The organism is Pseudomonas saliphila (assembly GCF_008638345.1).
Lineage (GTDB): Bacteria > Pseudomonadota > Gammaproteobacteria > Pseudomonadales > Pseudomonadaceae > Halopseudomonas > Halopseudomonas saliphila.
In genome coordinates, this window is record NZ_VTVA01000026.1 from 1 (window position 1) to 24,844 (window position 24,844).

The 24,844-nt window shown below is 56.0% G+C and carries 19 protein-coding genes and 1 pseudogene; 2 read left to right on the plus strand and 18 right to left on the minus strand.

The genetic code is table 11. The annotated features are described in order from the left end of the window. From FHK95_RS18940 to FHK95_RS18980, 8 genes are all read right to left on the minus strand, one after another. A partial coding sequence (locus FHK95_RS18940) for a transposase (RefSeq protein ID WP_150306201.1) occupies positions 1 to 1,363 on the minus strand: 1,363 nt, incomplete at its 3' end. Between the two features lie 295 nt (positions 1,364 to 1,658). Continuing rightward, positions 1,659 to 1,769 carry a transposase domain-containing protein gene (locus FHK95_RS20535; RefSeq protein WP_150306203.1) on the minus strand — a complete coding sequence of 37 codons (111 nt, stop codon included), beginning with the start codon at positions 1,767 to 1,769 and terminating at the stop codon, positions 1,659 to 1,661. Beyond that, on the minus strand, positions 1,766 to 3,268 hold the full coding sequence (gene tnpC, locus FHK95_RS18955; protein ID WP_150306204.1) for an IS66 family transposase: 1,503 nt from the start codon (positions 3,266 to 3,268) through the stop codon (positions 1,766 to 1,768). Before tnpC ends, FHK95_RS20535 begins: the two co-directional genes overlap by 4 nt. Before the next feature lie 50 nt (positions 3,269 to 3,318). Further along, positions 3,319 to 3,654: an IS66 family insertion sequence element accessory protein TnpB gene (tnpB, locus tag FHK95_RS18960; RefSeq protein ID WP_150306205.1), complete on the minus strand. Its 336-nt coding sequence runs from the start codon at positions 3,652 to 3,654 to the stop codon at positions 3,319 to 3,321. Then, positions 3,651 to 3,974 (minus strand): IS66-like element accessory protein TnpA, encoded by a 324-nt coding sequence (gene tnpA / locus FHK95_RS18965; RefSeq protein ID WP_178114852.1) that lies wholly within the window; start codon positions 3,972 to 3,974, stop codon positions 3,651 to 3,653. Before tnpA ends, tnpB begins: the two co-directional genes overlap by 4 nt. Positions 3,975 to 4,134: 160 nt before the next feature. Then, a complete protein-coding gene (locus FHK95_RS18970) occupies positions 4,135 to 5,001 on the minus strand; it encodes an HDOD domain-containing protein (protein ID WP_150306207.1) in 867 nt (288 codons plus the stop codon). Further along, the gene (locus tag FHK95_RS18975) at positions 5,001 to 6,176 is read right to left on the minus strand and encodes an Arm DNA-binding domain-containing protein (RefSeq protein WP_150306208.1); all 1,176 of its coding nucleotides are present in this window, start codon (positions 6,174 to 6,176) and stop codon (positions 5,001 to 5,003) included. Before FHK95_RS18975 ends, FHK95_RS18970 begins: the two co-directional genes overlap by 1 nt. Before the next feature lie 11 nt (positions 6,177 to 6,187). After that, positions 6,188 to 6,403, minus strand: a complete 216-nt coding sequence (locus FHK95_RS18980; protein WP_090272028.1) for a hypothetical protein — start codon at positions 6,401 to 6,403, stop codon at positions 6,188 to 6,190. A 127-nt stretch (positions 6,404 to 6,530) separates the two neighbouring features. Here FHK95_RS18980 and FHK95_RS18985 point away from each other — a divergent pair, with 127 nt between their 5' ends. Beyond that, positions 6,531 to 6,731: a helix-turn-helix domain-containing protein gene (locus FHK95_RS18985; protein ID WP_150306209.1), complete on the plus strand. Its 201-nt coding sequence runs from the start codon at positions 6,531 to 6,533 to the stop codon at positions 6,729 to 6,731. A 276-nt stretch (positions 6,732 to 7,007) separates the two neighbouring features. Here FHK95_RS18985 and FHK95_RS18990 read toward each other — a convergent pair whose 3' ends face one another. From FHK95_RS18990 to FHK95_RS19040, 10 genes and pseudogenes are all read right to left on the minus strand, one after another. After that, positions 7,008 to 9,416 (minus strand): SNF2-related protein, encoded by a 2,409-nt coding sequence (locus FHK95_RS18990; protein ID WP_235906839.1) that lies wholly within the window; start codon positions 9,414 to 9,416, stop codon positions 7,008 to 7,010. An 848-nt stretch (positions 9,417 to 10,264) separates the two neighbouring features. Further along, positions 10,265 to 13,366: a type I restriction endonuclease subunit R gene (locus FHK95_RS18995; protein ID WP_150306211.1), complete on the minus strand. Its 3,102-nt coding sequence runs from the start codon at positions 13,364 to 13,366 to the stop codon at positions 10,265 to 10,267. Positions 13,367 to 13,387: 21 nt separating this feature from the next. Next, on the minus strand, positions 13,388 to 14,695 hold the full coding sequence (locus tag FHK95_RS19000) for an McrC family protein (protein WP_150306212.1): 1,308 nt from the start codon (positions 14,693 to 14,695) through the stop codon (positions 13,388 to 13,390). After that, positions 14,692 to 17,808, minus strand: a complete 3,117-nt coding sequence (locus FHK95_RS20310) for an McrB family protein (protein ID WP_235906840.1) — start codon at positions 17,806 to 17,808, stop codon at positions 14,692 to 14,694. The genes FHK95_RS19000 and FHK95_RS20310 overlap by 4 nt, the downstream gene beginning before the upstream one ends. Beyond that, complete coding sequence (locus FHK95_RS19015) at positions 17,805 to 19,136, minus strand: restriction endonuclease subunit S (RefSeq protein ID WP_150306213.1); 1,332 nt, start codon at positions 19,134 to 19,136, stop codon at positions 17,805 to 17,807. Before FHK95_RS19015 ends, FHK95_RS20310 begins: the two co-directional genes overlap by 4 nt. Then, complete coding sequence (locus FHK95_RS19020) at positions 19,126 to 21,114, minus strand: class I SAM-dependent DNA methyltransferase (RefSeq protein WP_150306214.1); 1,989 nt, start codon at positions 21,112 to 21,114, stop codon at positions 19,126 to 19,128. The genes FHK95_RS19015 and FHK95_RS19020 overlap by 11 nt, the downstream gene beginning before the upstream one ends. A 376-nt stretch (positions 21,115 to 21,490) precedes the next feature. Then, on the minus strand, positions 21,491 to 22,198 hold the full coding sequence (locus FHK95_RS19025) for a hypothetical protein (RefSeq protein ID WP_150306215.1): 708 nt from the start codon (positions 22,196 to 22,198) through the stop codon (positions 21,491 to 21,493). An 88-nt stretch (positions 22,199 to 22,286) separates the two neighbouring features. Further along, positions 22,287 to 22,928 carry a hypothetical protein gene (locus tag FHK95_RS19030; RefSeq protein WP_003459813.1) on the minus strand — a complete coding sequence of 214 codons (642 nt, stop codon included), beginning with the start codon at positions 22,926 to 22,928 and terminating at the stop codon, positions 22,287 to 22,289. A gap of 213 nt (positions 22,929 to 23,141) precedes the next feature. Further along, positions 23,142 to 23,414, minus strand: a pseudogene (locus FHK95_RS19035) (transposase); the annotation flags it as partial. A 350-nt stretch (positions 23,415 to 23,764) separates the two neighbouring features. Next, complete coding sequence (locus tag FHK95_RS19040; protein ID WP_150306217.1) at positions 23,765 to 24,073, minus strand: hypothetical protein; 309 nt, start codon at positions 24,071 to 24,073, stop codon at positions 23,765 to 23,767. 101 nt (positions 24,074 to 24,174) lie between these two features. Here FHK95_RS19040 and FHK95_RS19045 point away from each other — a divergent pair. Beyond that, positions 24,175 to 24,844: hypothetical protein (locus FHK95_RS19045; protein WP_150306218.1), on the plus strand; the 670-nt coding region annotated here is incomplete at its 3' end.

Consider the following 24,844-nt stretch of genomic DNA (forward strand, 5'->3'; position numbering starts at 1 on the left):
GGATAACAGCCGGATCCGTAATACAAGTAATAATTTTGACGTTGGTTTTTTCACAAGCCTCACAGACTGTGATGTCAATATTGAATACTCTTTTTAACCTTTGTGCCCACGACATGCTTCGCGCATGGTATGGTTTATCTGAATCTTTCAGATGCTCTGCTAAGCGAGGGCTATTCTTACCGCGTTGTGAAGCCGTTACCTCGGCACGCACCTTAGCATTGGGAGCAAACACGCCATAAAACCTCGTAAGGTTTAGCCTCGGCACTGGCACCAGTGCCGCGAGCTTGCCTATGAAATCCAAGGGAGTAAAAAAGACATGTGTGGTACCGTCTTGATAGGGAGTTTTCAGTTGATATCTTACTTTTCCTGAATCGGTTAGACTCAATCGTTGCTCGCTTAACGCTGGCCTTGAGATATATCTGCATAGCCTTTCCAGTTTGTCAGTTTGATGGCTGTCTGCAAACACCCCAGCGTGTAAGCTAAAACCGTTTATTTGAGCTAATTGACCGTAATGTTGTTCGTCTTTGGCAGGTAAGGTTTGCAAGGCAAAGACTTTTTTGCCTGTATCTGGTCCTACAGCAATGCGGTAATTGACAGAGGCTGCTTGCAAGGGCAGTAAACTATCTTCGTCATCCATGGGTAAATCGAGAAATGTGTTGTCCATATCCCGTTGAACGAGCCCGGCCTTCTCCAAGTAGGTCGCGATGCGATGGCTAATGACATTCACGAGGGTTTCCATATCATTGTGGTTTGGTGCTTTAACGCACTTGAATTTGGACTGTCCACACTCCTGAGTGATAACGCCTTCCAAAAAGAGCATGTGAAAGTGAATATTGAGATTCAGTGCACTACCAAATCGCTGAATGTAAGTCACCGCTCCTGTGTTTGCTTGCTTCTTAAGATACCCAGCCCGATGCACAATATCGCAAGAAATAGCACGATGAATGATTTGCATGATTTTACTTAAGTGTTTGGGATACCTAGCTAGAAGTAGACGAAGCGGGATGGGTAAACTCAATACCCATTGGCGTACAGGGTAACCGTGAAGAACATCTTCAACTAACAACTTGGCACTTTCTGCCATCCTTCTTGCACCGCAACTTGGGCAAAATCCCCTGCGTTTGCAGCTGAACGCCAGCAGTTTCTCATGCTTGCAGTCGTCACAAACTACACGCAAAAAACCATGCTCAAGCCGACCACACCTAAGAAACTCTTCAAACTCTTTTACCACATGAAGTGGTAACGACTTCCCTTTTTGTGAAAGCTGCTTCTGAAATTCTGGGTAGTGGCGTTCGACCAATTGATACAGTAACGTCTGCTCTGGACGATGTCGTTTATAGGTATGAGAGTGAGTTACTAGCAATGGCGCCTTTATCTTGAATTGGCATCACAGTGTGTATATGATTTTAATGTAAATCTACTGATCAATAGGGTGGGAAATTTATAGTCTCAAGGTCCGAAAAACGTACAATGCAGCCCCTCATACTTTAGCTTCCAACCAACTGAGCCTTTTCATTGCCTTGGCAGAAAAGCTGATTTCCAACCTTAGAATGCAAATAGCCCAAAAAACATAAATGAACCCAACACCAATCTCCGCTTCATAATCATTCCGGGATATCGGGCTATCGTAAGCGTATGGGGAATACACCTTGCGCTGATCAACCCGGCATCCACCGATGCGGCAGTAGTTGCTCGATCTCGCTAGCCTTCTGCGTCGGTAACCGCGTTAGCACGTCCTTGAGGTAGGCGTATGGATCATGGCCATTCATGCGAGNTCGATCTCGCTAGCCTTCTGCGTCGGTAACCGCGTTAGCACGTCCTTGAGGTAGGCGTATGGATCATGGCCATTCATGCGAGCTGACTGAATCAGGCTCATGATCGCTGCAGCCCGTTTACCGCTGCGTAACGATCCAGCGAAGAGCCAGTTTGATCTGCCAAGCGCCCACGGCCTGATCTGGTTCTCGACCGCATTGTTATCGATGGGCACAGCACCATCATCCAGATAGCGCGTCAGCGCTACCCAGCGTTTTAAGCTGTAGTCCAGTGCCTTGGCTGTGGCCGAGCCTTCAGGCACAAGCTCGCGCTGAGCCAACACCCACTCGTGCAGTTTGCCTGCGATGGGTACTGCCATTTCTTGGCGTAATCGCCAGCGATCTTCATTACTCATGTCTTTGGCCTGCCGCTCGACTTCGTACAGCCCGCCGATTGAGTGCAGCGCCTGCTCTGCTAATTGGCTTTGGTTCGCCACATGCAGGTCGAAGAACTTGCGCCGTGCATGCGCCATGCAGCCGATTTCGGTGATGCCCTGCTCGAAGCCGGCCTTGTAGCCTGCGAAGTCATCGCAGACCAGTTTGCCATTCCAGGTGCCCAGGAAGTTACGCGCATGTTCGCCAGCACGGCTGGGACTGAAGTCATAGACTACCGCCTTAGGTGCCGAGAACGGCGTAGTGCAGTAGGCCCAGACGTAAGCCCGGTGTGTTTTCTTCTCGCCGGGTGCCAGCATCTGCACCGGTGTTTCATCAGCGTGTACAACGTCCTGAGCCAACACCACCTCGCGTAATGCATCTACCAAGGGCTGGAGCTGCACGCCGGTTTGGCCTACCCACTGCGCCAGCGTCGAACGCGATATGACCAAGCCTGCACGCCCAAAGATCTTTTCTTGGCGATACAGCGGCAAGTGGTCGGCGAACTTGGCCACCATTACATGGGCCAGCAAGCCGGTGGTGGGAATGCCTTTGTCGATCACCTGGGCTGGCACTGGCGCCTGGATCAGTGTTTCGCACTGACGGCAGGCCCATTTGCCACGCACATGCTGCTCGACGGTGAACACGCCAAGTGTGTAATCCAGCTTCTCGCTCACATCTTCGCCGATGCGCTGAAGTTGGCACCCGCAGGCACACAGTGTGCTCTCCGGCTCATGGCGGATGACCGTACGTGGGAACTGGGATGGCAGTGGGGCGCGCTTGGGCTGTTGACGCGATGAGGTTGCTGCAGGCTCAGGCCCAAGCGCGTTCAGCTCTGCCTCGATAGCCTCAAGGTCGGTGTTGAGCAAGTCATCCAGCAAGCTGCCTTGCGCCGGGCTGATTTGCTCACTGCGCTTAGCTAATTTGTGCCGTTTGAGGATGGCGATCTCGTGAGAGAGTTGCTCGATAACGGTCTTGTCGCGGCGACTTTCTCTGCCCATAGTGTCGACCTTGGACAGCAACTGCGCAGCGAGGATGCGCAGTTGCTCGGGTGTCATTTGGTCGAGATTGGGCGAGGAAGTCATGCTGTGGATTTTACCAGAGCAGCTTCACTAGCCACAGTTCGTCGCGTGGTTCAGAGCACTGTAATTGCGCCGCCGGAACCGATTCGCTGCCATGGTAAGCCGAGCACCAAAGCCTGGAGTTGCTCAGCATCGAGTTCGACCTCCAGACCACGATGCACGCCTGGCCAATGAAACTTGCCCTGATTCAGTCGCCGTGCAGCAAGCCAGATGCCTACACCATCATGCACGAGCACCTTCATCCGGTTGGCGCGCTTGTTGGCGAACAGGTAAGCACAGTGCGGCTGCGCCGCCCCGAATACAGCGACTACGCGGGCCAGCGCTGTATCCGTGCCGGCGCGCAAGTCCAAGGGCTCGGTGGCGAGCCAGATCGAGTCGATGCGAATCATTGCGAAAGACTGCGGATGAAACGTGCACAACCGTCTGGATCTGAAGCGGGCCACTTAACTGTGATGGACTTGCTTCCCAAGGGCAATACGATCACTACCACCTCATCCACTGTCACTGTGCGCTTGGGTACCGATTGCACAGGCACGAAGGCTGGTAGGGTTGTGGCGACTTGATCGCGATAGACCGGCAGCCACTTGCGAATGACGTTGGCGTTGATGCCGTGCCGGATGGCGACGCTGGAAACGGAGGCTCCAGGTTGCAGGCACTCCTGCACGACTTGGGCTTTGAACGGTTTTGGATAAGAGCTTCGTTGGCGCATGGAAATCCTGGCGATAAGGGCAATCGCGTCCGCTAAAAAATAGACGGACACCATCGCCCTTAATGCTGGAGTTCAAAAGGTGTGTTCACCGGACGCATACTCCATTCCGGACCGCCCGATGCAGGAGCCTGATAGCCAAGGGCTCTTCCAATCGCAGCCATCAATTGAGCCGCTTATATATACGCCCATCCTGTTGCGACTTGACGTACCAGAAATGACTTGGCCGTTTCTCAAATGCTTTCCGCCAATTACATACCTCAGCAGACAAGCGATCGCACATTCGCACGATTCCAGCCACCTGATAAGGATCTGAGTATCTGGAGCTGCTCAGCGCCAGGCAAGCGGACAGGGCCTCGAACAGCGGGGCGGACTTCATTCGAAGGTGCTCCAACGGAGCTGAAAGCACCATAAAATTGTAGGCCTCATGCTCTCCAGACACCCCGCTGCTGTCATTGTAAAACATTCGGACCTTACCAATATCGTGCAACAACCCTCCTATGAAAGCGACCCAGGTTGCCTTCATACCCAGTTGGTGCTGGCTGCACAACATGGCAGCACTTACCGCCACTTCATAGCTGTGAGCCAGTAAGCCGCCTACATGATTGTGGTGATAGCCGTGACTCGCCTTGTCACGACAGAATGCAAGCATCAGTTGGTCATCCATCAGCACATCGAGCAGAAATCTTTGTAGTAGCGCATCGTCGATGTAAGCCAGCATGCTCCAGATTTTCACCAGCGCTCTCTTCTGCAAGCCATTGGTCCATTGAGCCTGGCGCTCCAACTGCCAGCGAGGAATGCAGTCCGGCAAGGGGCGCAGCCTGACAAGATTGTGTCCTTCACCTTCTGTCGAAACCTCCAGCACAACCCACTGACCACCAGCGTGACAGGGTTTCAGCTGTTCCATACGCAAGAACGGAGCAGGCTCTTGCTCCAGCCCGGTGACGCACCAATTGAGCGCCCCACCCTCCCCCAATTGCTGCTCAACCCAATATAAGGAGGAGCGCGCTCGTGTCATCAATGAACGCATCAGTCCACCTCCTCACACAGCTCTTGATCCAGCAATTGCTCAAACGCACTACCGTCCCGTCTGAGCAGGTTAGGGATGTAACGTGAATATACGCGGAACAGCATGCTTGTATTTGCATGCCCCAGCTGTCTGGCAATCCACTCCGGGTTTTCCCCTGCTGCCAGCCAGAGTGTCGCAGCCGTGTGCCTGGACTGATAAGGATTGCGCTTCTCCAGCCCGAGATATTGAAGCAAGGGGTACCAAATGCGGCGAGTTACATTCCGGTGGTTCAGCGGCTGGCCATTCCTAGCCGTGAATACAAAGCGATTCTTTTCAGCAGACCGCTTCCACTGTTCATACAGGGCGTCATAAACCACCTGCGACATAGCCAATGTCCGGTACGAACTGGCCGTTTTGGTCTTTTCAACCTGGCCACGAACCAGGGCTTTGCGAATGTGGATCTGTCGTGAGCCAAAGTCGACGTTATCCCATGTCAGGCCGTCGATTTCCCCAGTACGCATCCCAGTAAAGAACCGGACCAGATAGTAGGGACGAAAATCTGCGCGCACATTATCAATGATCAACCGAACCTCTTTCATCGTGAACGGCTGAATGTCTGTTCTGGGCATCGGCAACGCCTTGATATTGCGCCAGGGCGACTCATACCCGAAACGCTCAGCCGCTTCATTCAATATCATGCGCAGAACCGTCATGATGTGATTGACCCGTGACGCTGAGAGCTGCTTCCCCGTCTTCGCATCTGCTTGGCACAACAGGCCACGTAAAGCCATGATCTCGGCTTTGCTGATAACACCTATGGGATTACCCCGGTAGTAAGGCACCAAGTGGCAACGCAGGATACCTTCGATGGTCTCTATGTGGCTAAGACGCCATTCCGCACGTTTCTCCTTCAACCAGAGATCCGCGAAAACCTCGAACAGCATTTTCCCGCCCACTGTCTTCTGCTGAACCAGTTGCTCAATCTGGCGGAAGTGCTCAACTTTTGGGCTCCCCGGAAAATGCTTGCCGTAATCAAAGGTTCCGCGCTGAATCTCAAGCTCAATTCTCGCCAGCAGCGCTGCCAAGGCCTTGCGGTTGGCAGGCGAATCATTCAGCTTGGTATGTTCCCGGCAACGCACACTGCGATACCGGAAATCCAGATAAAGGCGACCGTCTCGTACGTTCACGCTACCCATGACAGCCTCCTTTACTGCAGATTCTTAATGATCTGATGCGCGGCATCGCCTTGCAGCATCGTTTCTTCCACCCGTTCCCAGATGAATAGAATTTTTCGCCCTCCAAAGGGACGGATGTAATGAACCCCGTCATGGAGCACCGCATCCTTCAGGCATTGGCGGATGGTGCGAACGTCATACTTGATCCGAGCCGACAGCTCTTCAGTAGTCAGATAGGTATGTGCCATAATGCTTCCCTCGCTTTTTTCTCTTCAGAAGAATCAAATGACCTACAGGAGAGAATTTAGCACACACAAAACCTATTGCAAGCACTTTTTCACTCCTGCAGGCCTTTTTGCACCAAAGAGGGGATTTATGATCAAATGCCACCTTTCCAGAATCCTGGGCGAGCGGAAGCAAAAAATTGCTGAAGTGGCCCGAGACACAGGCATCAACCGGAATACTCTGCATCGGCTGTACAATGAAACCGCGACGCGAGTAGAGCTGGATGTAATCGACCAGTTATGTCGGTACTTGGATATTCAGGTGGGAGAGCTGTTTGAGCTGGTGGAGTAAGCGAACCAGCAACCACTTTAAACGGTTGCGGCAGGGACGGCAGTTACCTGCCGCCCTCGCGACCCGTATAGGCGGAACTAACGCATACGGCTCATGCTTCGGGTATGTGACGCGAAACGGTCCTCTCAGTACGGTTTCCTTACGCTCTGCGGATATAACGGCCACGATGCTTTCCTTACCGTCTATCTGGTTGAAATCAGAGGGTGACAACTATCCTGCCAGATGGGGGTGTGCCCGCACCGTATGGACGAGGTCCAGCGCATCACAGCTGAAAAATCAGGTAGCTGAATACCCCAAAACACACGCCACTATCCTCTCTTCCCAGGTCTGGCGTGTTGCAATGCCAGCAACACGATCAAGCAACTGCTGGGCAGGTACTGGATCGGCCAGCAGGCTTTTCTGGATATCCCGCAGCCGAGTGATAGCTGCCTTACGAGCACCGTGATCCAGATATCGTGACCATGCAGGTCTAACCAGATCGAGCCAGGCATCAGCCAACTGCCCCCAGTCGGGACAGTCACTCCGTCCATCAAGGCTCAGAATATCCATCAGCATCTTGATTTGATCAGCCTGTTCGGAAGACTGAATCCAGCCAGGCTGTTTAGCCCAGCCCGGTAAAACTGCTGCCATCTGCTCCAACGCACGCTGTTTTTTGCGCGGCAGCAGCAAACGCTCCATCCTGCTCAACCTTCCCAGCAATCGGTCAAGCTCTCGAGCAGCAGCGCGACTGGGCTGCAAGTCGTGCACATCGTCCGTCAACCGGTCCCTGAGTGCTGCAACAACATCTCGAAGATTGATCAATGGTGCATCGTGTTCATCTGAGAGGAACACCCACCTGGGAGCTTGGTTTGCTTCGCCTGCTAAACAGACGAATAACCAGGGACGTTGCGCCCGCACCAGACTGACTCGTGAAAGCACAGCTGTCGGGTCAGCTTTTGCCTGATGATAATCCTCAAGCCTGACCAAAGCAGCATCGCCCTCAACAAGCCCCCTTACAGGTGAAAAGGCATCCTCAATGCCGTCCCAAGGCTGAACCGAGCGGGCCTGCATTTCGGACTGAAAATCCTCAGGACTTACAACGCGGCTAGCCAGCTCCTCGCGCAACATCTCTTGCGGGAGTTGCAGGTTACCGCCTAACAGCGACTCAACCTCTTCTATACGGGCAACAAACTTTTCGTCAGCTTTTAGCGCAAAAGCTGGCGCATCCAGTGGCCACCAGCACTCTATGGTGTCATGCGGACTATCCATACGATCAATCCGACCAACACGCTGCTCGGCATAACGCACCACGCTGGGCATATCCAGGTGCACCATGCTCGATGCCCGCTGCAAGTTCACTCCTTCAGACATAGCGTCGCTGCACAAGGCAATGACACGGCCACTGCCTTTCAAAGGGTCCAGACGTTTTTGCAGATGCTCGTTCTGTACCTTGTTACCACCTACCCCGAGCAATACTTCGATTTTTTGTGCTTTGGCAGCTGCAGCAATCATGTGCTGCAGATAACGCAACGTCAGCGGGAAATGGTCGAAAGCAATCACTTGATCGTGGCGCCCTGCCAATTCCAGCAGCAGGCTGCACTTTCGACGTTCACGACCATCAGTCATTCGATCAAGGCGCCGAAGGATCAATCGATAGATGCCGATCTCAGCCTCACAAGCCTCCTGGTGAGCCTTTGGGTCCGATAGCCATTCAGGCAGATCAATGCCCAACTGATTTTCGGGCACCCGTCCCTTCAAGCGCTCAAGGCGCTGCAGCATATTGCCGCTCTCCTGATCAGTCTTAATGCTGCCGAGTCCTTCCAGCCCCAGATGTTCCAACGCCTGCTCCTCGCCAAGAATATGGCGAAACAGCGCCAGACGAGATGACCGCAAGCTCGCCATGACATGATGACGCGCCAGTGAGCCAGCCGAGTGCAAACGCATTCGCAGGTAACTTTCAGATGAGTACCCCTGTTTGGCAAGACTACCCGGCAAGTACAGGGCTTTTTCAAAGTGCCCTACCCCTTTCAGGTTTCTGGCCAACACCGAGATCTGCTCAGCCAGACGGACATCTTCTGCTGACTCATCCAACGGATAACTGCAGGCAGTATGCGTCGGGTAACGACACACCCGCCCAGCAGGTGTTCGGTAGGCATCTGGCTCCTGATCAACCATCGCATTGAGCTGGGCTTTGGTTCGGCGAACCGTAAAACTCGCAACGGCAAGTTGCAGCTCGCGCAACTCTTCAGGGTGGGCATCACGCACACTGCCCTTGGCTCGATTTAAGCGCTCAAAAATGGCCAGCACTGCATCATCAAAGTTGTCCGCACCCAGGATATCAACCAGGCGCAGGAGATCAGACGCCGATCGATTGATTGGGGTTGCGGTAAACAACACCGTCTGGTCCGCAAGGTTATGCAGCAGTTGACGGGTACGATTCGAGGTTTGATTAAGGAAGTTATGCGCCTCATCGACTGCGAGGGTTTGAGCTCGGGCAAGCAACTGCCCTATCACAGAATCCTCTTGAGGCTTAAGCCGACTCAGCGAGCCGTGGGAAATGACCTCAAGAGATAACTGGCAATGTATACGTTCGCGGTCCCAGTTTGGCGTGACCAGGGGCGGGCACACCATGGTCATCATTCCCTTGTGCCCACGCGACATCGACCAGATACGGTCATAAATGGCACGCAGCAGATGCACACCCATGCGCGTTTTACCTGAGCCTGTGGCATCAGCTACCAGAACGCCGCCGGCTGTTTCCAGGAGATACAGCGCTTGGCCGATGCCCTTGCGCTGAGAAGGCCAAAGACGGACGCCCTCGTGACTACTCAGTGATTGCAGGTAACGATCTGCCCACTCGCCTTCAAGCAGTTCGACACAGGCTCGCGCCAGCGCCTCTCGCCAACTTACAAAACGCAGCAGTTTTTCCAGCAGGTCGATCAGATCCTGGTCGGCATCCAGCCCCTGAGCCCAGAAGCTTTCAGCCAGTTGCCATACCTCACGAAAGCGTCGCCCTTCTTGCGACTCGGTAAAGCGAACATTCGCCTCCTGCTGGTAGTGCAGGCCTGGCTCTGTGAAATTGCTGGAACCCAGTGTCACCTCAGACCCGGTGCAATACAGCTTGGCATGCAAACGAGGGCCTGGCCCTGGATAACGCACTCGCACATAGCCCTGACGAATCAGCTCAATGCAGTGAATCAGTTGCCCGCTTAAACGAAGTGATATTCCACGCTTGAGCCAGTAACTTTTCACCTCCTGATCGAAGCCATGGCGGACCAATGAAAAGTCCTGACGCCTGCTGGGAGAGGGCTCAGACCCCAGCATCAACCGCAATATTCCACACTTATCACCGCGCTGGCTAATCAGCGCCAGCAGCTGATCCAACGCACTGTAGCCAGTGATAACCAAGGCCTCAGACGGCTCACATAAATCGGCCAACAGCGTGTCGTAGACTTTACGGCCACGAGCATTGAGCGGCATTCGCGACGCGGGAGGCAGATCGCCGCTGGCTTGAGGCACTTGGTCAAACAGCGATCCTTGCTTGTTCTCCATCGTTACATCCACGCCTCACACAGCGTCTCAGCCTGCGCCAACACCAGCTGTGCGGCTTCCTCGGCCTGGTCCGGCGGGTATTTGTATTTACGCAGGATGCGCTTGACCATCAGCCGCAGCCTGGCCCGTACGCTATCGCGGTTGTTCCAGTCCACGGTCACGTTCTGGCGCAGGTTGTCGGTCAGTTCATGGGCAATTTTGGCGAGGATCTCGTCGCCCAGCTCGCGCACCGAGGCCTCGTTGTTGGCCAGCGCGTCATAAAACGCCAGCTCGTCGTCATTCAGCCCCAGTTGCTCGCCGCGCTGGCTGGCGGCGGCAAACTTTTTCGCCATCTCGATCAGCTCCTCAATGACCTGGGCGGTTTCTATCGAACGGTTCTGGTAACGCTGGATCACGTTGCCCAGTAGCTCTGAGAACTTCTTCTCCTGGGCCAGGTTGCTGGCGAACTTGCTCTTGATCTCGCCTTCCAGCAGGCGCTCCAGCAGCTCAACGGCAAGGTTCTTCTCTGGCAGATTACGCACCTCGGCGAGGAACTCGTCATCCAGCAGGCCGATATTGGGTTTGTCCAACCCCACGGCCTCGAACACATCCACCACCTCACCGGAAACCACCGCATTGCCGATGATCTGCCGGATCGCCAGCTCGCGCTCTTCATCGGTTTTCTTCTTGGCGCTGATCTCACGCTTGGTCAACAGCACCTTGATGGCCTGCATGAAGGCGACCTCCTCACGTACCGCCTTGGCTTCATCCAGCGTGCAGCACAGGGTGAATGCCTTGCTCATGGCCAGCGCATTGTCAGCAAAGCGCTTCTTGCCATCTTCCAGGCCCAGCACATGGTTGGCGGCACCGGCCAGCAACTTGTGCCCGCCAGTCAGGAAGTCGCTGTAATCGAAGCCATGCAGCAGGCTACGCAGTACATCGAGCTTCTCCTCCAGCACCGCATAGGCCTCGTGGGCATCCACCGTAGGCCGCCCCCTGCCCTTACTGGCGGTGTACTCCTTGAGCGCTGCCTTCAGCTCGTTGGCGATGCCGATGTAATCCACCACCAGACCACCCTGCTTGTCTTTGAACACCCGGTTCACGCGGGCGATCGCCTGCATCAGGTTGTGGCCCTTCATCGGCTTGTCGACATACAGGGTATGCACACAGGGCGCATCGAACCCGGTCAGCCACATGTCGCGCACAATCACCAGATGGAGAGGGTCTTTCGGGTCTTTGAAGCGTTTCTCCAGGCGTTTTTTCACCTGGTTCGGATAGATATGCGGGCGCAATAGCGCCTTGTCCGACGCGCTTCCAGTCATGACGATCTTGATTGCACCCTTCTCCGGGTCTTCGTCATGCCACTCAGGGCGCAGGGCGATGATCTCGTTGTATAGGTGCACACAGATCTCGCGACTCATCGCCACGACCATGGCCTTGCCACCTTGCGCCTGATTACGCTCCTCGAAGTGAGCGACCAGATCAGCCGCTACACTCTTGATCCGTGGCTCAGCCCCTACGACTTTTTCCAACGCGGCCCAGCGCGACTTCAGCCGCGACTGCTGATCTTCTTCCTCATCCTCGGCCAGCTCATCGACCTCCTCGTCGATATGCGCCAGCTCCGAGTCCTTGAGCGACAACTTGGCTAAGCGCGACTCGTAGTAGATGGCTACAGTGGCGCCATCCTCCTTGGCCTGCTGCATGTCGTAGACGTGGATGTAGTCGCCGAACACCGCACGGGTATCACGGTCTTCGCTGGATACCGGCGTACCGGTAAAGGCCACGAAGGTGGCATTGGGCAAGGCATCGCGCAGGTGCTGGGCGTAGCCCACCTGGTAACGGGCACTGGCCTCAGCCACCTTGAGGTCCGGCGCCTTCAATGAGGCACCAAAGCCGTACTGGGTGCGGTGCGCCTCGTCGGCCACCACCACGATATTCGAACGCTCCGAGAGCACCGGGAAGCTGTCTTCATCCTCACCCGGCATGAACTTCTGGATAGTGGCGAAGACAATGCCGCCACTGGGTCGGTTGCCCAGCTTCTCGCGCAGGTCACCGCGGGTTAGTGCCTGCACCGGCTGCTCGCGCAACAAATCCTGCGACAGCGAGAACACACCAAACAGCTGGCCATCCAGGTCATTGCGGTCGGTGATCACCACAATGGTCGGATTCTCCATCGCCGCTTCCTGCATCACGCGTGCGGCGAAGCAGGTCATGGTGATGCTCTTGCCCGAGCCCTGGGTATGCCAGACCACTCCGCCCTTGTGGGTGCCGCCTGGTCGCGAGGCGCTAACCACCTGCTGGATGGCTGCACGCACGGCATGGAACTGGTGATAGCCGGCAATCTTCTTCACCAGCCGACCGTCATCCTCGAACAGCACGAAGTAACGCAGGTAATCCAGCAGCATCGCCGGCTGCAGCACACCGCGCACCAGCGTCTCCAGCTCGTTGAACTCACCCAGCGGATCGACCGTTACACCATCGATGGTACGCCAGCGCGCGAAGCGCTCGATGTCCGCCGACAGCGAGCCCATTCGCGCCTCGCTGCCATCGCTGATGACCAGAATCTCGTTGTAGTGGAAAACGTCCGGGATCTGCTCTTTGTAGGTCTGGATCTGATCAAACGCTTTGACTAGATCCGCATTCACATCCGCCGGGTTCTTCAACTCCAGCAGCACCAGCGGCAGGCCGTTTACGAACAGGATGATGTCCGGGCGGCGCGTATGCTTTGGCCCCTGAATGCTGAACTGGTTAACCGCCAACCACTCGTTGGCTCGCACATCGGTCCAGTCGATCAGTCGTACAAAGTCGCCGCGTGTCTCACCATCCTTCTGGTATTGCACCGGCACACCGCTGACCAGCAGCCGATGGAACAGGCGATTGGCCGACAACTGCACCGGCACGCCCAGCTCAATTACCTGATGCAGCGCATCCTCGCGTGCTGCCAGCGGCACCTGTGGGTTGAGCCGGGCGATGGCCGCTCGCAAACGCATGGTCAACAGCACATCGCGATAGCTCTCGCGCTCGGGGTTATCGCCGTCATGGGCGATGTCCGGCCCATAGAGGTGCGTGTAACCCTGCTCACTGAGCCAGCCGAGGGTTTCCTGTTCCAGTTGGTCTTCGGTCATTCCTGCACCTCAGTTGTCCTCTCAAGCCCGCCGTGGCCATACCTGGCCAAGCTGGCTCAGGCAGCGGGTGAAACCCACGTCATCGGCTGCCAAAAGTAAGTCTTCATCCAGATCAAACGGCAACACCCAGAGCCTGAGCTCGGGGCTGAAATCAAAGGGCGGCAACGGCTCTGAGAATTGGGCCGTGCGCGGGTAAATCAACGCCATCTCACCACGCCCGGGCAAATACTTCTGGCCATAGGCAAACAGCTGGTAGAAGTCGGGCTGGCTCAGGCCGTACTTGTTCTGTCGGTCCGCCCCATCCAGACGCTTCCACTTGGTATCCAGCACCCAGGTCTGCTTGCCTTGCTGCAGCAACAGGTCCGGCTCCAGGCGGAACATCGCACTGCCGTCGTGCTGACACAGACTATGCCGGGAGGCCTGCGGCGTCAGGTCCGCACCCGGGACCAGCCGGCGACGCAGCCAGCCTTCCACATACTTTTCAAACAGCTTTTCCATCGGGAACAGCAGGCTCATGCCGCGCCAGTCCCCGCTCACCGCCATTGGCACCTGCTGATTGAGGATCAGCTCACACCAGGGCTTGATCGCCTGGTAATGCGCCATCAGCCGGTCGCGGCTCCAGACGCGTAAATCCTGGCTAACCTGCCGGCTTGCGGGCACCTCCGCCAGCATGGCGCGCAATTCATTGGCCAGGCGCCAGTTGGCGGCGTCCTGCGTGCTCTTGGCTACCAGCTCTAACGCCAGCTTGAGCAAGCGGTTCTCGGCACGATCCGGCAGGAATACATCGTGGCGAATCTGGAAGTGATGCTGCCGCCCCGGCGGCTGACGCATCTGCGCCACCACATTGAGCTGACCACGAAGAAAGCGCTGCTCTTCCTCGATACGCTGATAGTCAAAGCGCACACCACGCTTCACCAGCAGATCCAGCTCCGCGAGAAAATGCCCCATCACCCACTCGCTGAGCGGCGCATTGAATAGCTCCAGACTAGCCACCGAGGCCTCACGGGGCTTGAGTTGCAGAGCCTGCTGGATCAGCTTACGCAGCAACTGGCGGCCCTTGACCCGGCAATCGCCCTGCTCATGATGCTTGGGCAGAATCTCCAGCCGAGTGCCACAAGGCGTTTCCAATACGCCCACATAGGAATCCCACTTCAGCGCACGCCGCCCCTCCACCTGTAGCAGCGTCGCTCCGCTGCGGTTGAAGCTAGCACTCAGCTCACACAACCAGTCGAAGGCGCTTTCGGAGATTTGCGCACAGTCGAGGTTGCCGGGCGCAACCGCCGCCGTGGTCAGACGCGCGTATTCACGCACGGTGACGAATACGCTCACGCATCCGCCTTTTCTACTGGAGCCTCAGCCTTGGCTTGCACTGCAATGACACCGGCATACGCAGAAACTCGCTGGAACGCCGCCGCATTGATCCGCCAACCCCCACCTTGCGCCGGCACGCTAATGTTGCCAAACAAAGCATCCACATCCTGCTTATCCTGCTCTACGAAGCGGTCGGCCGCAGGCTTGCGGTGGTCATTAAGCACCCACTGGATACGCTGCCAATCCTCGAAGAAATACTCCTGCAGCAGCGGCAGTATCTGATTGCGGAAAATCACCTCCAGCTGCTGCAACGAGTCCCCACTCTTGAGCGACATGAAGTAGGCATGTCCGAGGCAATGATCACGATCGAGCAGCACCTCGATACGCTGGTTCATCACCGCCAAAAGCTGACCAATGTCGATGCCCTCCACCACCACGCCATCGAGCAAAGAGGGATTGGGCATCATTTCCTTGAAGACAAAGCGGCGACGCAAGGCGATATCCAGCCCAGCCAGCGAACGGTCTGCCGTATTCATGGTGCCGAGCAGATAGACATTGTCCGGCACTGTGAAACGCTCCTTCGAGTACGGCAAGGTGACGGACAAACTCTCCGCCGCACCGTCTCGCTTAGAGGTTTCAATCAATGTGATCAGCTCACCAAAGATGCGCGAAACATTGCCCCGATTGATCTCATCGATCACCAGCACATAAGGCAGCCTCTCGCCATTCGACTGCCCAGCTCCGCCGTTCTCCAGCTTGCCGCGCAAGTGCTCGGCGATCCCTCTCACATAGCTTTCGCAATAGACCGACGCAGGTTTTTCGCCACGCATGAACAAGCGCACATGCTCGATGTTGGCCGGCAGCTCCAGCGCATTTTCCGACGCCTTGGGCTGACAGGTGAACGTCCCATTGCCGGGCCTGTAGCGAACATCAAAGGCCTTGCCACGCACCGTAGTCAATGTGACCGGAGCCTCGGTGACCTCTTCCAGAAACGCATTGAGCACATCATCTTCTGTCGGCGCTCCTTCCTCGTGCCGCGCGTCATCGCACAACAACTTGAAAACACCCGGCTCAACCTTGTAATGCAGCTGACCGCCCTCGGATACCGCCCGCAAACCTTCAACAAAATCTTCGTAACTGAAGCTCTGATGAAAAGTGACGAAGCGCACACGACCTTCCAGCACTAATTGATCAAACGCGCTCTTCCAGGTTTCGCGCGCCGGCGTCTCCAGCACCTCGGGGGCCAGGATTTTCAGGGTCTCCTCCACCACGGAAAAGGTCTTGCCCGTTCCCGGTGGGCCGAAGAGAATCTGGTTCAGCGGAATATCTTTAGCGGGCACTCTGGCATCTCCTTCTGGCGTCTCTTCAAGTGCTGCGCCTTTCGCGCCTGGTAGCGCCTCAAGCAATTGCCACATGGCGATGTTGTTTGGCAGTACGGCATCCGTATCCAGCCCAGCCCGGCTCATGCACTCGACGATCTGCTCATTCAGCGAACACCAGTCCTGGTTTCCGTTGGACACATCCAGCTGAAAATGCTCACGCAAGCCCTGCAAAAGTCGCTGACAATCCTCAGTTTTGAGCAGCGTAGTGAACCGCTCCGGCGCAAAAGCAGCAAACACGCGGTTAATCATGGCCGGTCGGTTGGCGCTGAACTGCTTGCTCTCGACAGCCAGCCGCCAATCCTGCATCACCTGAGCGTGCGTCTGCGCCGTAGGCGCCTCCATGATCCGTTGCGTGATTTCCCGGATAACGGATTGCTGCTCATTGAGCTCATCCCGAGAAAACAGCCCCAGCTTCAAGCTGGAAACCCCGTTCTCACGCTCAACCCATAGTCGGTCAAGGACGGCTTGATCCAGCGACGCTTGACCTGTGCGCAAGGCCTTGGTCAGTGCTGTCACGTCCTGATAACTCTTCAGCCATCCCGGGCAGGATTCCTTGCGATCCGCCGAACTCCAGGCCACGTACTGTCTCAGGCTGTGCTGCCCTTCTCCCGCTTGCCAGAGCAGCTCCAGCCGGGCCGCAATGGCCGGTGCAATTTCGACACCCGAGCTCTGGGGGTTCCAGCGTTGGGTAGGCATGGCATTATTGAGCAGCAACATGGGCAACAAGCCCTGGGTACAGTCAGGCCGATGCTCCTCGATGCGAAAGCGGATGTAATTGCGGGTTTTATTCGAATCCTTCCAGTCGGGCCCGTCATGCGCCCCTTCGGTCACCACCCCGCGCGCAACGATGCCTCGCGGCTCCTGCCCCAGCCGCACCAGATAAACCACGTCTCCTGGTTGCGGCTGCTTCGAATGGCAACTCCAGGCAATCTCTTGCCCCAATTCAACGCCGGCGTCTCCACCCAGCTTGAAATGAGCCAGGTTCCATGTGAGCAGGTAGCTTGGCTGCCCCGGCTGCGCATCCTGCCCAGACTCGGGCTTGGCAGGCCGTAGCCCCAGCTCATCGCTGTACAGCCCGCGCATGAATCCATAGGGGCTGAGACCCGGTACCGACCCACAGGCTAGCTGGTAGTACTCGCGTAACTTCAGCATGCGTGCCACCGGCAGCTTCGGCGACGGGATAAGCGCTGGCGGGCAACCCAGCATCTGCAGAAAATGCCCCAGATGGTCGCTGGAGGATATCGGCAACGTCTCCGCCGGGTGATAGCACGACAACAGGCGCAGCTTGCGCCCTGGAGCAACCGTAACGCGCGGCTCTACTCCGGCGCGGCGGTAGGTTTCCTTGTCGTCATCCACCCACAGCAGATCGGCCGGGTCGGCTGCAGCGATAGTGCTCTGGATGCTCAGCGTGTAGCGCAGCGCCTCTTCATCGCTGAGATCCAGCAGTCGCCGGTTCCTGTACAGGCTACCATCCTCCTGAAAATACAGGAGGTGGCCTTTGGCAGTGCCCGGCATATAGCGACCCAGTGCCGGCACCAGCCCGCGCTCAATCCACCAGCAGAAAGAAGCCCCGTCGCCCTTGCCAACGCAGTACTCATCCAGCGTGAGCTGGTTCAGCCGCTCTATGGGAAAGGCTTGCAGAAAGTCCCGGTACTCCTGGGAATCCTCGGCGCGCTTTTGTGCAGCAGCGCCCTGCGTATTCAGATAGTCCAGTAGCCGGGAGAAGTCAGCGCTCACACTCAGGCTCATATCGCCTCCTCGATCAGCGCTTCGGCTTCAGGCAAGCGCAGTTGGCCGGAGATCAGGCGGGGCAAGAGGGTGTCGCGGAGCTGGGTTAGGGTTTGGGACTGAACTTGGTTAGCGGCAATTTTCTGCTGCGCACTCTGTACCACCCCAGCAAATACATCTGCCACCTCTTGCGTAGGCGCTACGACGGGATACCGTCCAAGCACATCATTCTGAATCCGCTGACGCCCGCTAGTGCCTGACATGCTCTGTATTGCATAGTCTCGGAATGCTGGATGACGCGCTAAGAGATAGCCGTGATAGGGCGGCAAAGGCATCTTTGGCCTCAGGACCACAAACTCTGTTGATCCCCAGCCAACTTGGTCAGTATCGAGGAAATCAACATAAGCTGTTTTGCCATTTTCAAGACATGGAGTAATGCGGGCTAGCAACGTGTCTCCATTGATGAACTTGGTTCCCGAGCTCATTTCACGCGCAACCACGCCATCAACCACATGCGCCTGCGTGCCGACACCTGCCATATTTAGATAGGGCGCAATATCACCTTTCTTGAGTTTCCGAGGGGGGTTAATTTCAAAAGCTTCGGCCAGCGTATTAAGTCTCCACCCTTTTGGCACAACTCCCAGTTCGGATTCTTCAAAACTATCGGGAAACAGCGCGGCAGTGGCGGCATCCATGCCTTCCGGCTGGCGGCCTTCGGCCTTCGCGCGCACGGGGTCGAAATCGACGAACCAGGATTTGAACAACGCCTGGGCGATGGCTTCCAGGGTGGCGTTGGTTTCGCGTAGCAGGGTGATGCGATCGTCTAGAGCGCCAAGTGTTTCTGCGACTGCTAGTTGCACCAAGAGCGGCGGCAATGTGATCGGAACAGCTGAAAGAATACCGGTATTCAGGTTGGGCATCGTGGCCCCGACGGCATGTCGAATCAGCCATTCCTTCGTATCAGGCTGGCGTAAGCAGTAAGAAATGTATTTGGCATCAGCAATACTCTGATCGCCCAGCCGAACTTTAAGGCACCCTGTTCCGCAGAGCCAACCGGCCTCATGAGCGCGGACCAAAGCATTCTTCGTCACATCACCACGGCGACTGAAAACAATGTCATCCAACTGCAGCTTATGCTGCTGAAGTCTCTCGACATCCTCTTGGCCAATCCGTGCAATTCCTTCAACTGCGATACCACCATCGCCGATATTGGTCGGCATGACGACAGGCACCCCAATTTCCTTGTAGTCCGATGTGTGCAGCTGACTACCAAAGGGACCTGTCTGAATTGCTCCACCTTGAGCACTGCATATTGCTCCAAGGGTGGTTGGTTGCCACTCAGCACCCATACCCCAGCCCCCCCAGCTTCTGCCGGATCAACTGGTCGAGTTCTGCGCCCTTCTGCATCTGCTCGCCCAGCTGTTTGGTCAGGCGTTGCATCTTCTCGGCAAAGGCTTCGTCGTCGTCTTCCACTTCCTCGGCGCCGACATAGCGGCCCGGTGTCAGTACATGGCCGTGTTCGGCGATTTCGGCAAGGGTGACGCTGCGGCAGAAGCCGGGGATGTCCTGGTATTGCGGCAATGCGCCTGGATTCCCGCCTTCGCGGGAATGACGGGAGGTGGAGTCCGGCGCATCGAGGGTTTCGCCGCGCCAGGCCGCGACAGTCTGGGCGATCCGCTCGATATCGGCATCGGTCAGCTCGATCTGCACGCGGCTGACGCTGGTGCCGAGCTTGCGGGCGTCGATAAACAGTACCTGTCCGCTGCGGTCGATGCCGGCGGTGCTCAGGGCGTGGCGCTTGTCCTTGGCGAGGAACCACAGGCAGGCGGGAATCTGCGTGTTGAAAAACAGCTGGCCGGGCAGCGCCACCATCACTTCGACCACGTCGGCCTCGACCATCGCCTTGCGAATCTCGCCCTCCGAGTTCTGGCTGGAACTCATCGAACCGTTGGCCAGTACGATACCGGCGCGGCCGTTGGGCTTGAGGTGGTAGAGCATATGCTGCAGCCAGGCGTAGTTGGCGTTGCCCTGCGGCGGCGTGCCATACACCCAGCGCGGGTCGCCTTCCAGGCTGCCGTGCCACCAGTCGCTGATATTGAACGGCGGATTGGCCAGCACAAAGTCGGCGCGCAGGTCGCTGTGCTGGTTGCGGATAAAGGTATCCGCCGGCTCCTTGCCCAGGTTGAAGTCGATGCCGCGAATCGCCAGGTTCATCGCCGCCAGCCGCCAGGTGGTCGGGTTGGACTCCTGACCATAGATGGACACATCGCCCAGCTTGCCGCCGTGGGCTTCAATAAACTTCTCCGACTGCACAAACATGCCGCCACTGCCGCAACAGGGGTCATAGACCTTGCCATGGTGCGGGTTGAGCACCGCCACCAGGGTTTTCACGATGGAGGCCGGGGTGTAGAACTGGCCGCCCTTCTTGCCTTCGGCACTGGCGAACTGGCCGAGGAAGTATTCATAAACCTGCCCGAGCAGGTCGCGGGCCTTGCTGGTGTCGTCACCAAAGCCGATGGTCGAGACCAGATCCACCAGCTCGCCGAGCTTGCCATCGGGCAACTGGGCGCGGGCATAGCGCTTGTCGAGGATGTTCTTCAGCTTGGGGTTTTCCGCCTCAATGGCCGCCAGCGCCTCGTCGATGCGCTTGCCGATATCCACCTGCTTGGCGGCGGCACGAATCGCCTCCCAGCGCGCCACCTCCGGCACCCAGAACACATTCACTTCGCGGTAGTAGTCACGGTCTTCCAGCTCGGCGTTAAGCGCCTCCGGATCATCGTCGCCCAGGTAGTAGTCGTCGTTTTCATTCAGCAGCTTGTGCGTAAGCTCCTCGCGACGGCCGGCGAAGCTGTCGGAGATGTACTTGAGAAAAATCAGCCCAAGCACGATGTGCTTATACTCGGCGGCGTCCATATTGGCGCGCAGCTTATCGGCGGTGGCCCAGAGGGTTTTTTCCATGGCCTCGATGCTGGTGGCTTGCTGCTTGGGCGCTTTGGCCTTTTTCACCGCTGCGGCGGCTTGCACCACATAACCGGCAGAGACTTCTTCGGTGTTCAGAGGGGCCATACGTTCACGGGCCTTGTTCAACACCTGATCCGCCAGGCTGCTGCCGGATGCTTGCGCACGCAATACCGAACCACCCCGGCCACGGCCTTTGACCAGCACGCCCTGCTCGATCAGCGCGTCGCGAGCGGCCCAGAGCTGCTCTTCACTGATCTCCGGCAACTGTGCTTTTAGCCGCTCAAACAAGGTTTGATTGCCGATGCTACTGCCATCAATCGGCACAGCGGCCAGCAGGGCTTCGCTAAGTTGGGCCAAACCACTCATACAACACTCCTCAATACGCGCTGCATATTGGCCGCGCGCCGATACTAAAAACGGTGATGGCAAAGGGCGTGGGGATGGCTGTGTGACGCGTACTGGGCTGTGAGCCAATACGATTGGAGAGGCCATCCCTAGGATACCGCGGCCTGCCATGCTGTGATGCTCATCACCTTATCCACTGGCCGCACAGGGGTAAAGCCATAGCCAATAGTTTCTGTCAGTGCGGCCAGTTTCCCCGCCCAGCAATACGCAGCGTTTAAGCCAGGCAGCCTCTTTTTTGGCACTTTGCCAAGGCTAGTTTGAGTGAAGCCCTGCTCCTCCAGCTTTAAGGCAAGAGGCATAGCGGCCTCTTACCCATTAAGCCCAAGGGTTTTAGGGGTCAGTCGCTTGTCTGGGCAAAATTGCCCTCAATCGCTCGGTGGGTCATCGACGGGATATCCAACACCGGGAGCGCGTCCATCATCTGGGCCCCAGGCCCATCTTCGTACTCAACGGCCTCGCTGGCGTAACTGGTGATCCAGATCTTTCTTTTGCCTAGCGACAATTCAAAACCCGAGTCGCCCTCAATCGCTTTCGGCAACGCCCAGCCCGTTTTTTGCAGGGCGGTCACGCTGATAATCAGGTGGCCTAGATAGGGGTTATTCAGAAAAAGCTCTTCATGCAGCCAGGGCCAGAACACGGTGTCGCCCTGGTTCGGCCCAACAGTTTCCGGGCTGGATGCCTGCCAACCTTTGTACTCGCGCGCCTCGCTTAATGAGTCGTAAGGGTGGGAGTGAAAGGTGCCCACTACCTCAAGATGAGGCCAGTAGCGCGTTACAAACTCCATTTTCATGCGCAGTGAGCCCAGGTCGGGCTTGGCCGAGCCTTTGGTCACCAGGGCCGATGTTTCAACAGTGGCGGTTGTCACGATGATCCGCGGGGGGCGATTGCCCCGCTCGGGGGTCATATACCCCCAAAGCAGGCCAAAGGTTTCCAGTTTGTCTTCTTTCTTTCGCGGGCTCGTGCGCCCAATTTCGTAGGCCTCCAATGCAGAGGTAATCAACTGCGGCACTGCATGGTCTTCAACGGTAATGTACAAAGGTTTCATCGCTTTCCCTTCCTGCGTACGGTGCATACCTGCACCCAATTGAGATATTCAACATGCCGAAGCAACTCGCCTATTCAACGAGCAACGCCTACACCAAGCTGGCTAACCAGGGCTGAGTAATCGCCTTTCGCTCAGCCAGGCCCAGGGTTGCGACGCCATCTTTCACCAAGGCTTTTTTATCGCCCGTGTGCGGATTATTGACGTAGGTGCTGATGCTGGGGAGCGCATTGGGATTGCCACTCCAGCGCAGGTTGAACGCCGCCAGTTTGGGGAACCAGTACTGGCTGGCATACGGCAAGTTGTCATGGATCCACCAGGCTAGTGGCGTCCAGTCTTTATGTTCATCGTACCAGGGCAACAAGGCCGGCACTACGATGCAGGCAGTTGCCCCGAGGTGGCCTTCTGCATCCAGATAGTCCCAGATGTGCGAGGCATAGTTGCTTTCGTTCTTCGCGCAGTTGTTGCCATCTTCCGCCCCCTTGGCATTTACCGCCGATGAGCGATACGCCGAGCGAATGGCGATTCGACCAAAGCGCTCTTGCAGTGGCTCTAGCAAGTTTTCACAAAGCCCACGCCCGGCTTCGATGGCCCGATCCGGGTAGTCCGGAATATTGGGGATGCCTTCGATCTGGCTAATTTCCGAGTAGAGGAAATCACGCATAAAAAAGTGCTTGGAGAGCTTGACCCGACCCAATTCTTCCAGGGCCTGCACCGATGCTGGTTTCTTCATCCTGATGTGTTCCTTGTGAATAGGCATCCATTGCCAGAGGTTGTACCCAAAACTTATTGATTTGTCTGCGGGTAATTAACAGTCGTGATGTCTCTGCCTCGCCTGCTCTTGGGTAAACTCAAGCTGGCGCTGCAGTTGCTCGACATGTGCTTTTTCCGCCCGCAGGCCAGCAGTCAGCTCGCGTATCTCATCCTCTTGCTGATAAACCCGCATCAGCCGATTGCGGTAGCGTGTAGCTCTGGCTGCCAGCGATTTCATAAACTGGCCGAGGCCTGCCGCGCTTTCTGGGCAGACGAGCAGATGCACATGATTGGTCATCAGGCACCATGCATACAGCTTGATATGAAAAGCCTCTTTCAACTCCCCCATATCTGACAGGTAGCGCTGAAAATCTTCCGCGCAAGCAAACACCACCTGACGGTTATGGCCTCGCTGCACTATGTGGTGCGGGTAGTTCGGCAATACCACTCGACCCATCCTGGGCATCTACAACCTCCTTAAAATAAATCTGTCCCCTTTTCTCTGAAAACGTTGTCAGATGATTGGGTCGAGCTTAATATGTAATTGAGTTTTCGTGATTTTTCGACAAGCAGCGTTATTGTTTATCTGCGAGCTACGTCGGCCGGATCGTTATCAGAAATCGCTCTTGCGTAAGATGGACGAGCGCGACATTCATCTATAAGGACTACCGCGAGGGTACGCGATCCAGAGAGATTTCCCTGAGAATCACGTTGGTTTCGCGTTACGAGGGAATACATGGATATAAAGAAACAGATTAATTCAACTTTTTAAGCTGGCCACTTATTTGCCAGGTTAAATACACGGGGATTTATATGTCATCCATCATTAGCTATACAAGATGCCAGAAGTGTAAAAGCGTCTTCAATATCGACGAGCTCTACGACGATCCGGATGGTATTGGGAAAATTTGCATTGATCGCATCGAATGTCATAAGCGAGAAAAGGGCAATACCGAAAGGGCTAACCCGGCGCGTAAGCCGACCCGCTAAAGCTGGCAGCTTGGTTGGCGCTTTAGGTTGGTCGTAACGGCGGTCGCACAAAGTATCGTGCAAACGCAGCTGATAAAAGAGCATGGGATCAAGCGAAGCAGCCCAAGCAGTGTTTGTTGAGTGAAAAGAACCCACCTCCTCTTCCTTGAAGAGCGGCGGGAGCATCTGCTAAAACCATTCCATAACAACAATGAAGCCGCTTCATTTTTATAATATGGTGAGTTTAGGGGGCAATCATGAGCGAGCGTCTCGATCTAAAAGTTAAACCAGCAGTGCGAGTATGGCAAGGCGAAAGTATAACGCAGGATAACGGAAAATCTGCAAAGGGAGTTGTGTGTGACGACATAGCCAATCTTGCTCTTGCAATTCATAAATATCGTCACTTCTTTTCCCTTCGCCGGCAACTAAACACCAGATACTCAGGCGATTTTAACGGCAGTGGAGACCAACTTATCGAGATCACAAGCAAGAATGATACCTCCTATACCCGCCCGTTAATATTGGTAGTGTTTAGTGTTCACGGAGCTGGCCAGCCTCTCTATGAGGCTGATCTAATTAAGGATCATGGAAAAGACTATAATCCCACTATAAACTGGGGAAAAAAATGGTTCGGGGCGAAACTTGCCGAGATTAGGATCGACTGGGATAGTGCTGAGATCCTGCAATGGCGATGCGATATTGAACGCTTGTCGAGATCGCCTGACAGCTTGACTGCATGGATAGACGCGGAATTAGAGATGTTGGTGCGTTGTTCTAGCTACATGTGCGGCCAAAACGCGATCTTGACTAAGAGAGAACTTACACAGTATCTTGCTGCGGGACTGAGCCTAGAAGACCTTAAGACAAGGCTCACATGTTCCAAATGTGGCAAGAGAGAAGCTAAGGAAGGTCTGAATAAATGCTGCA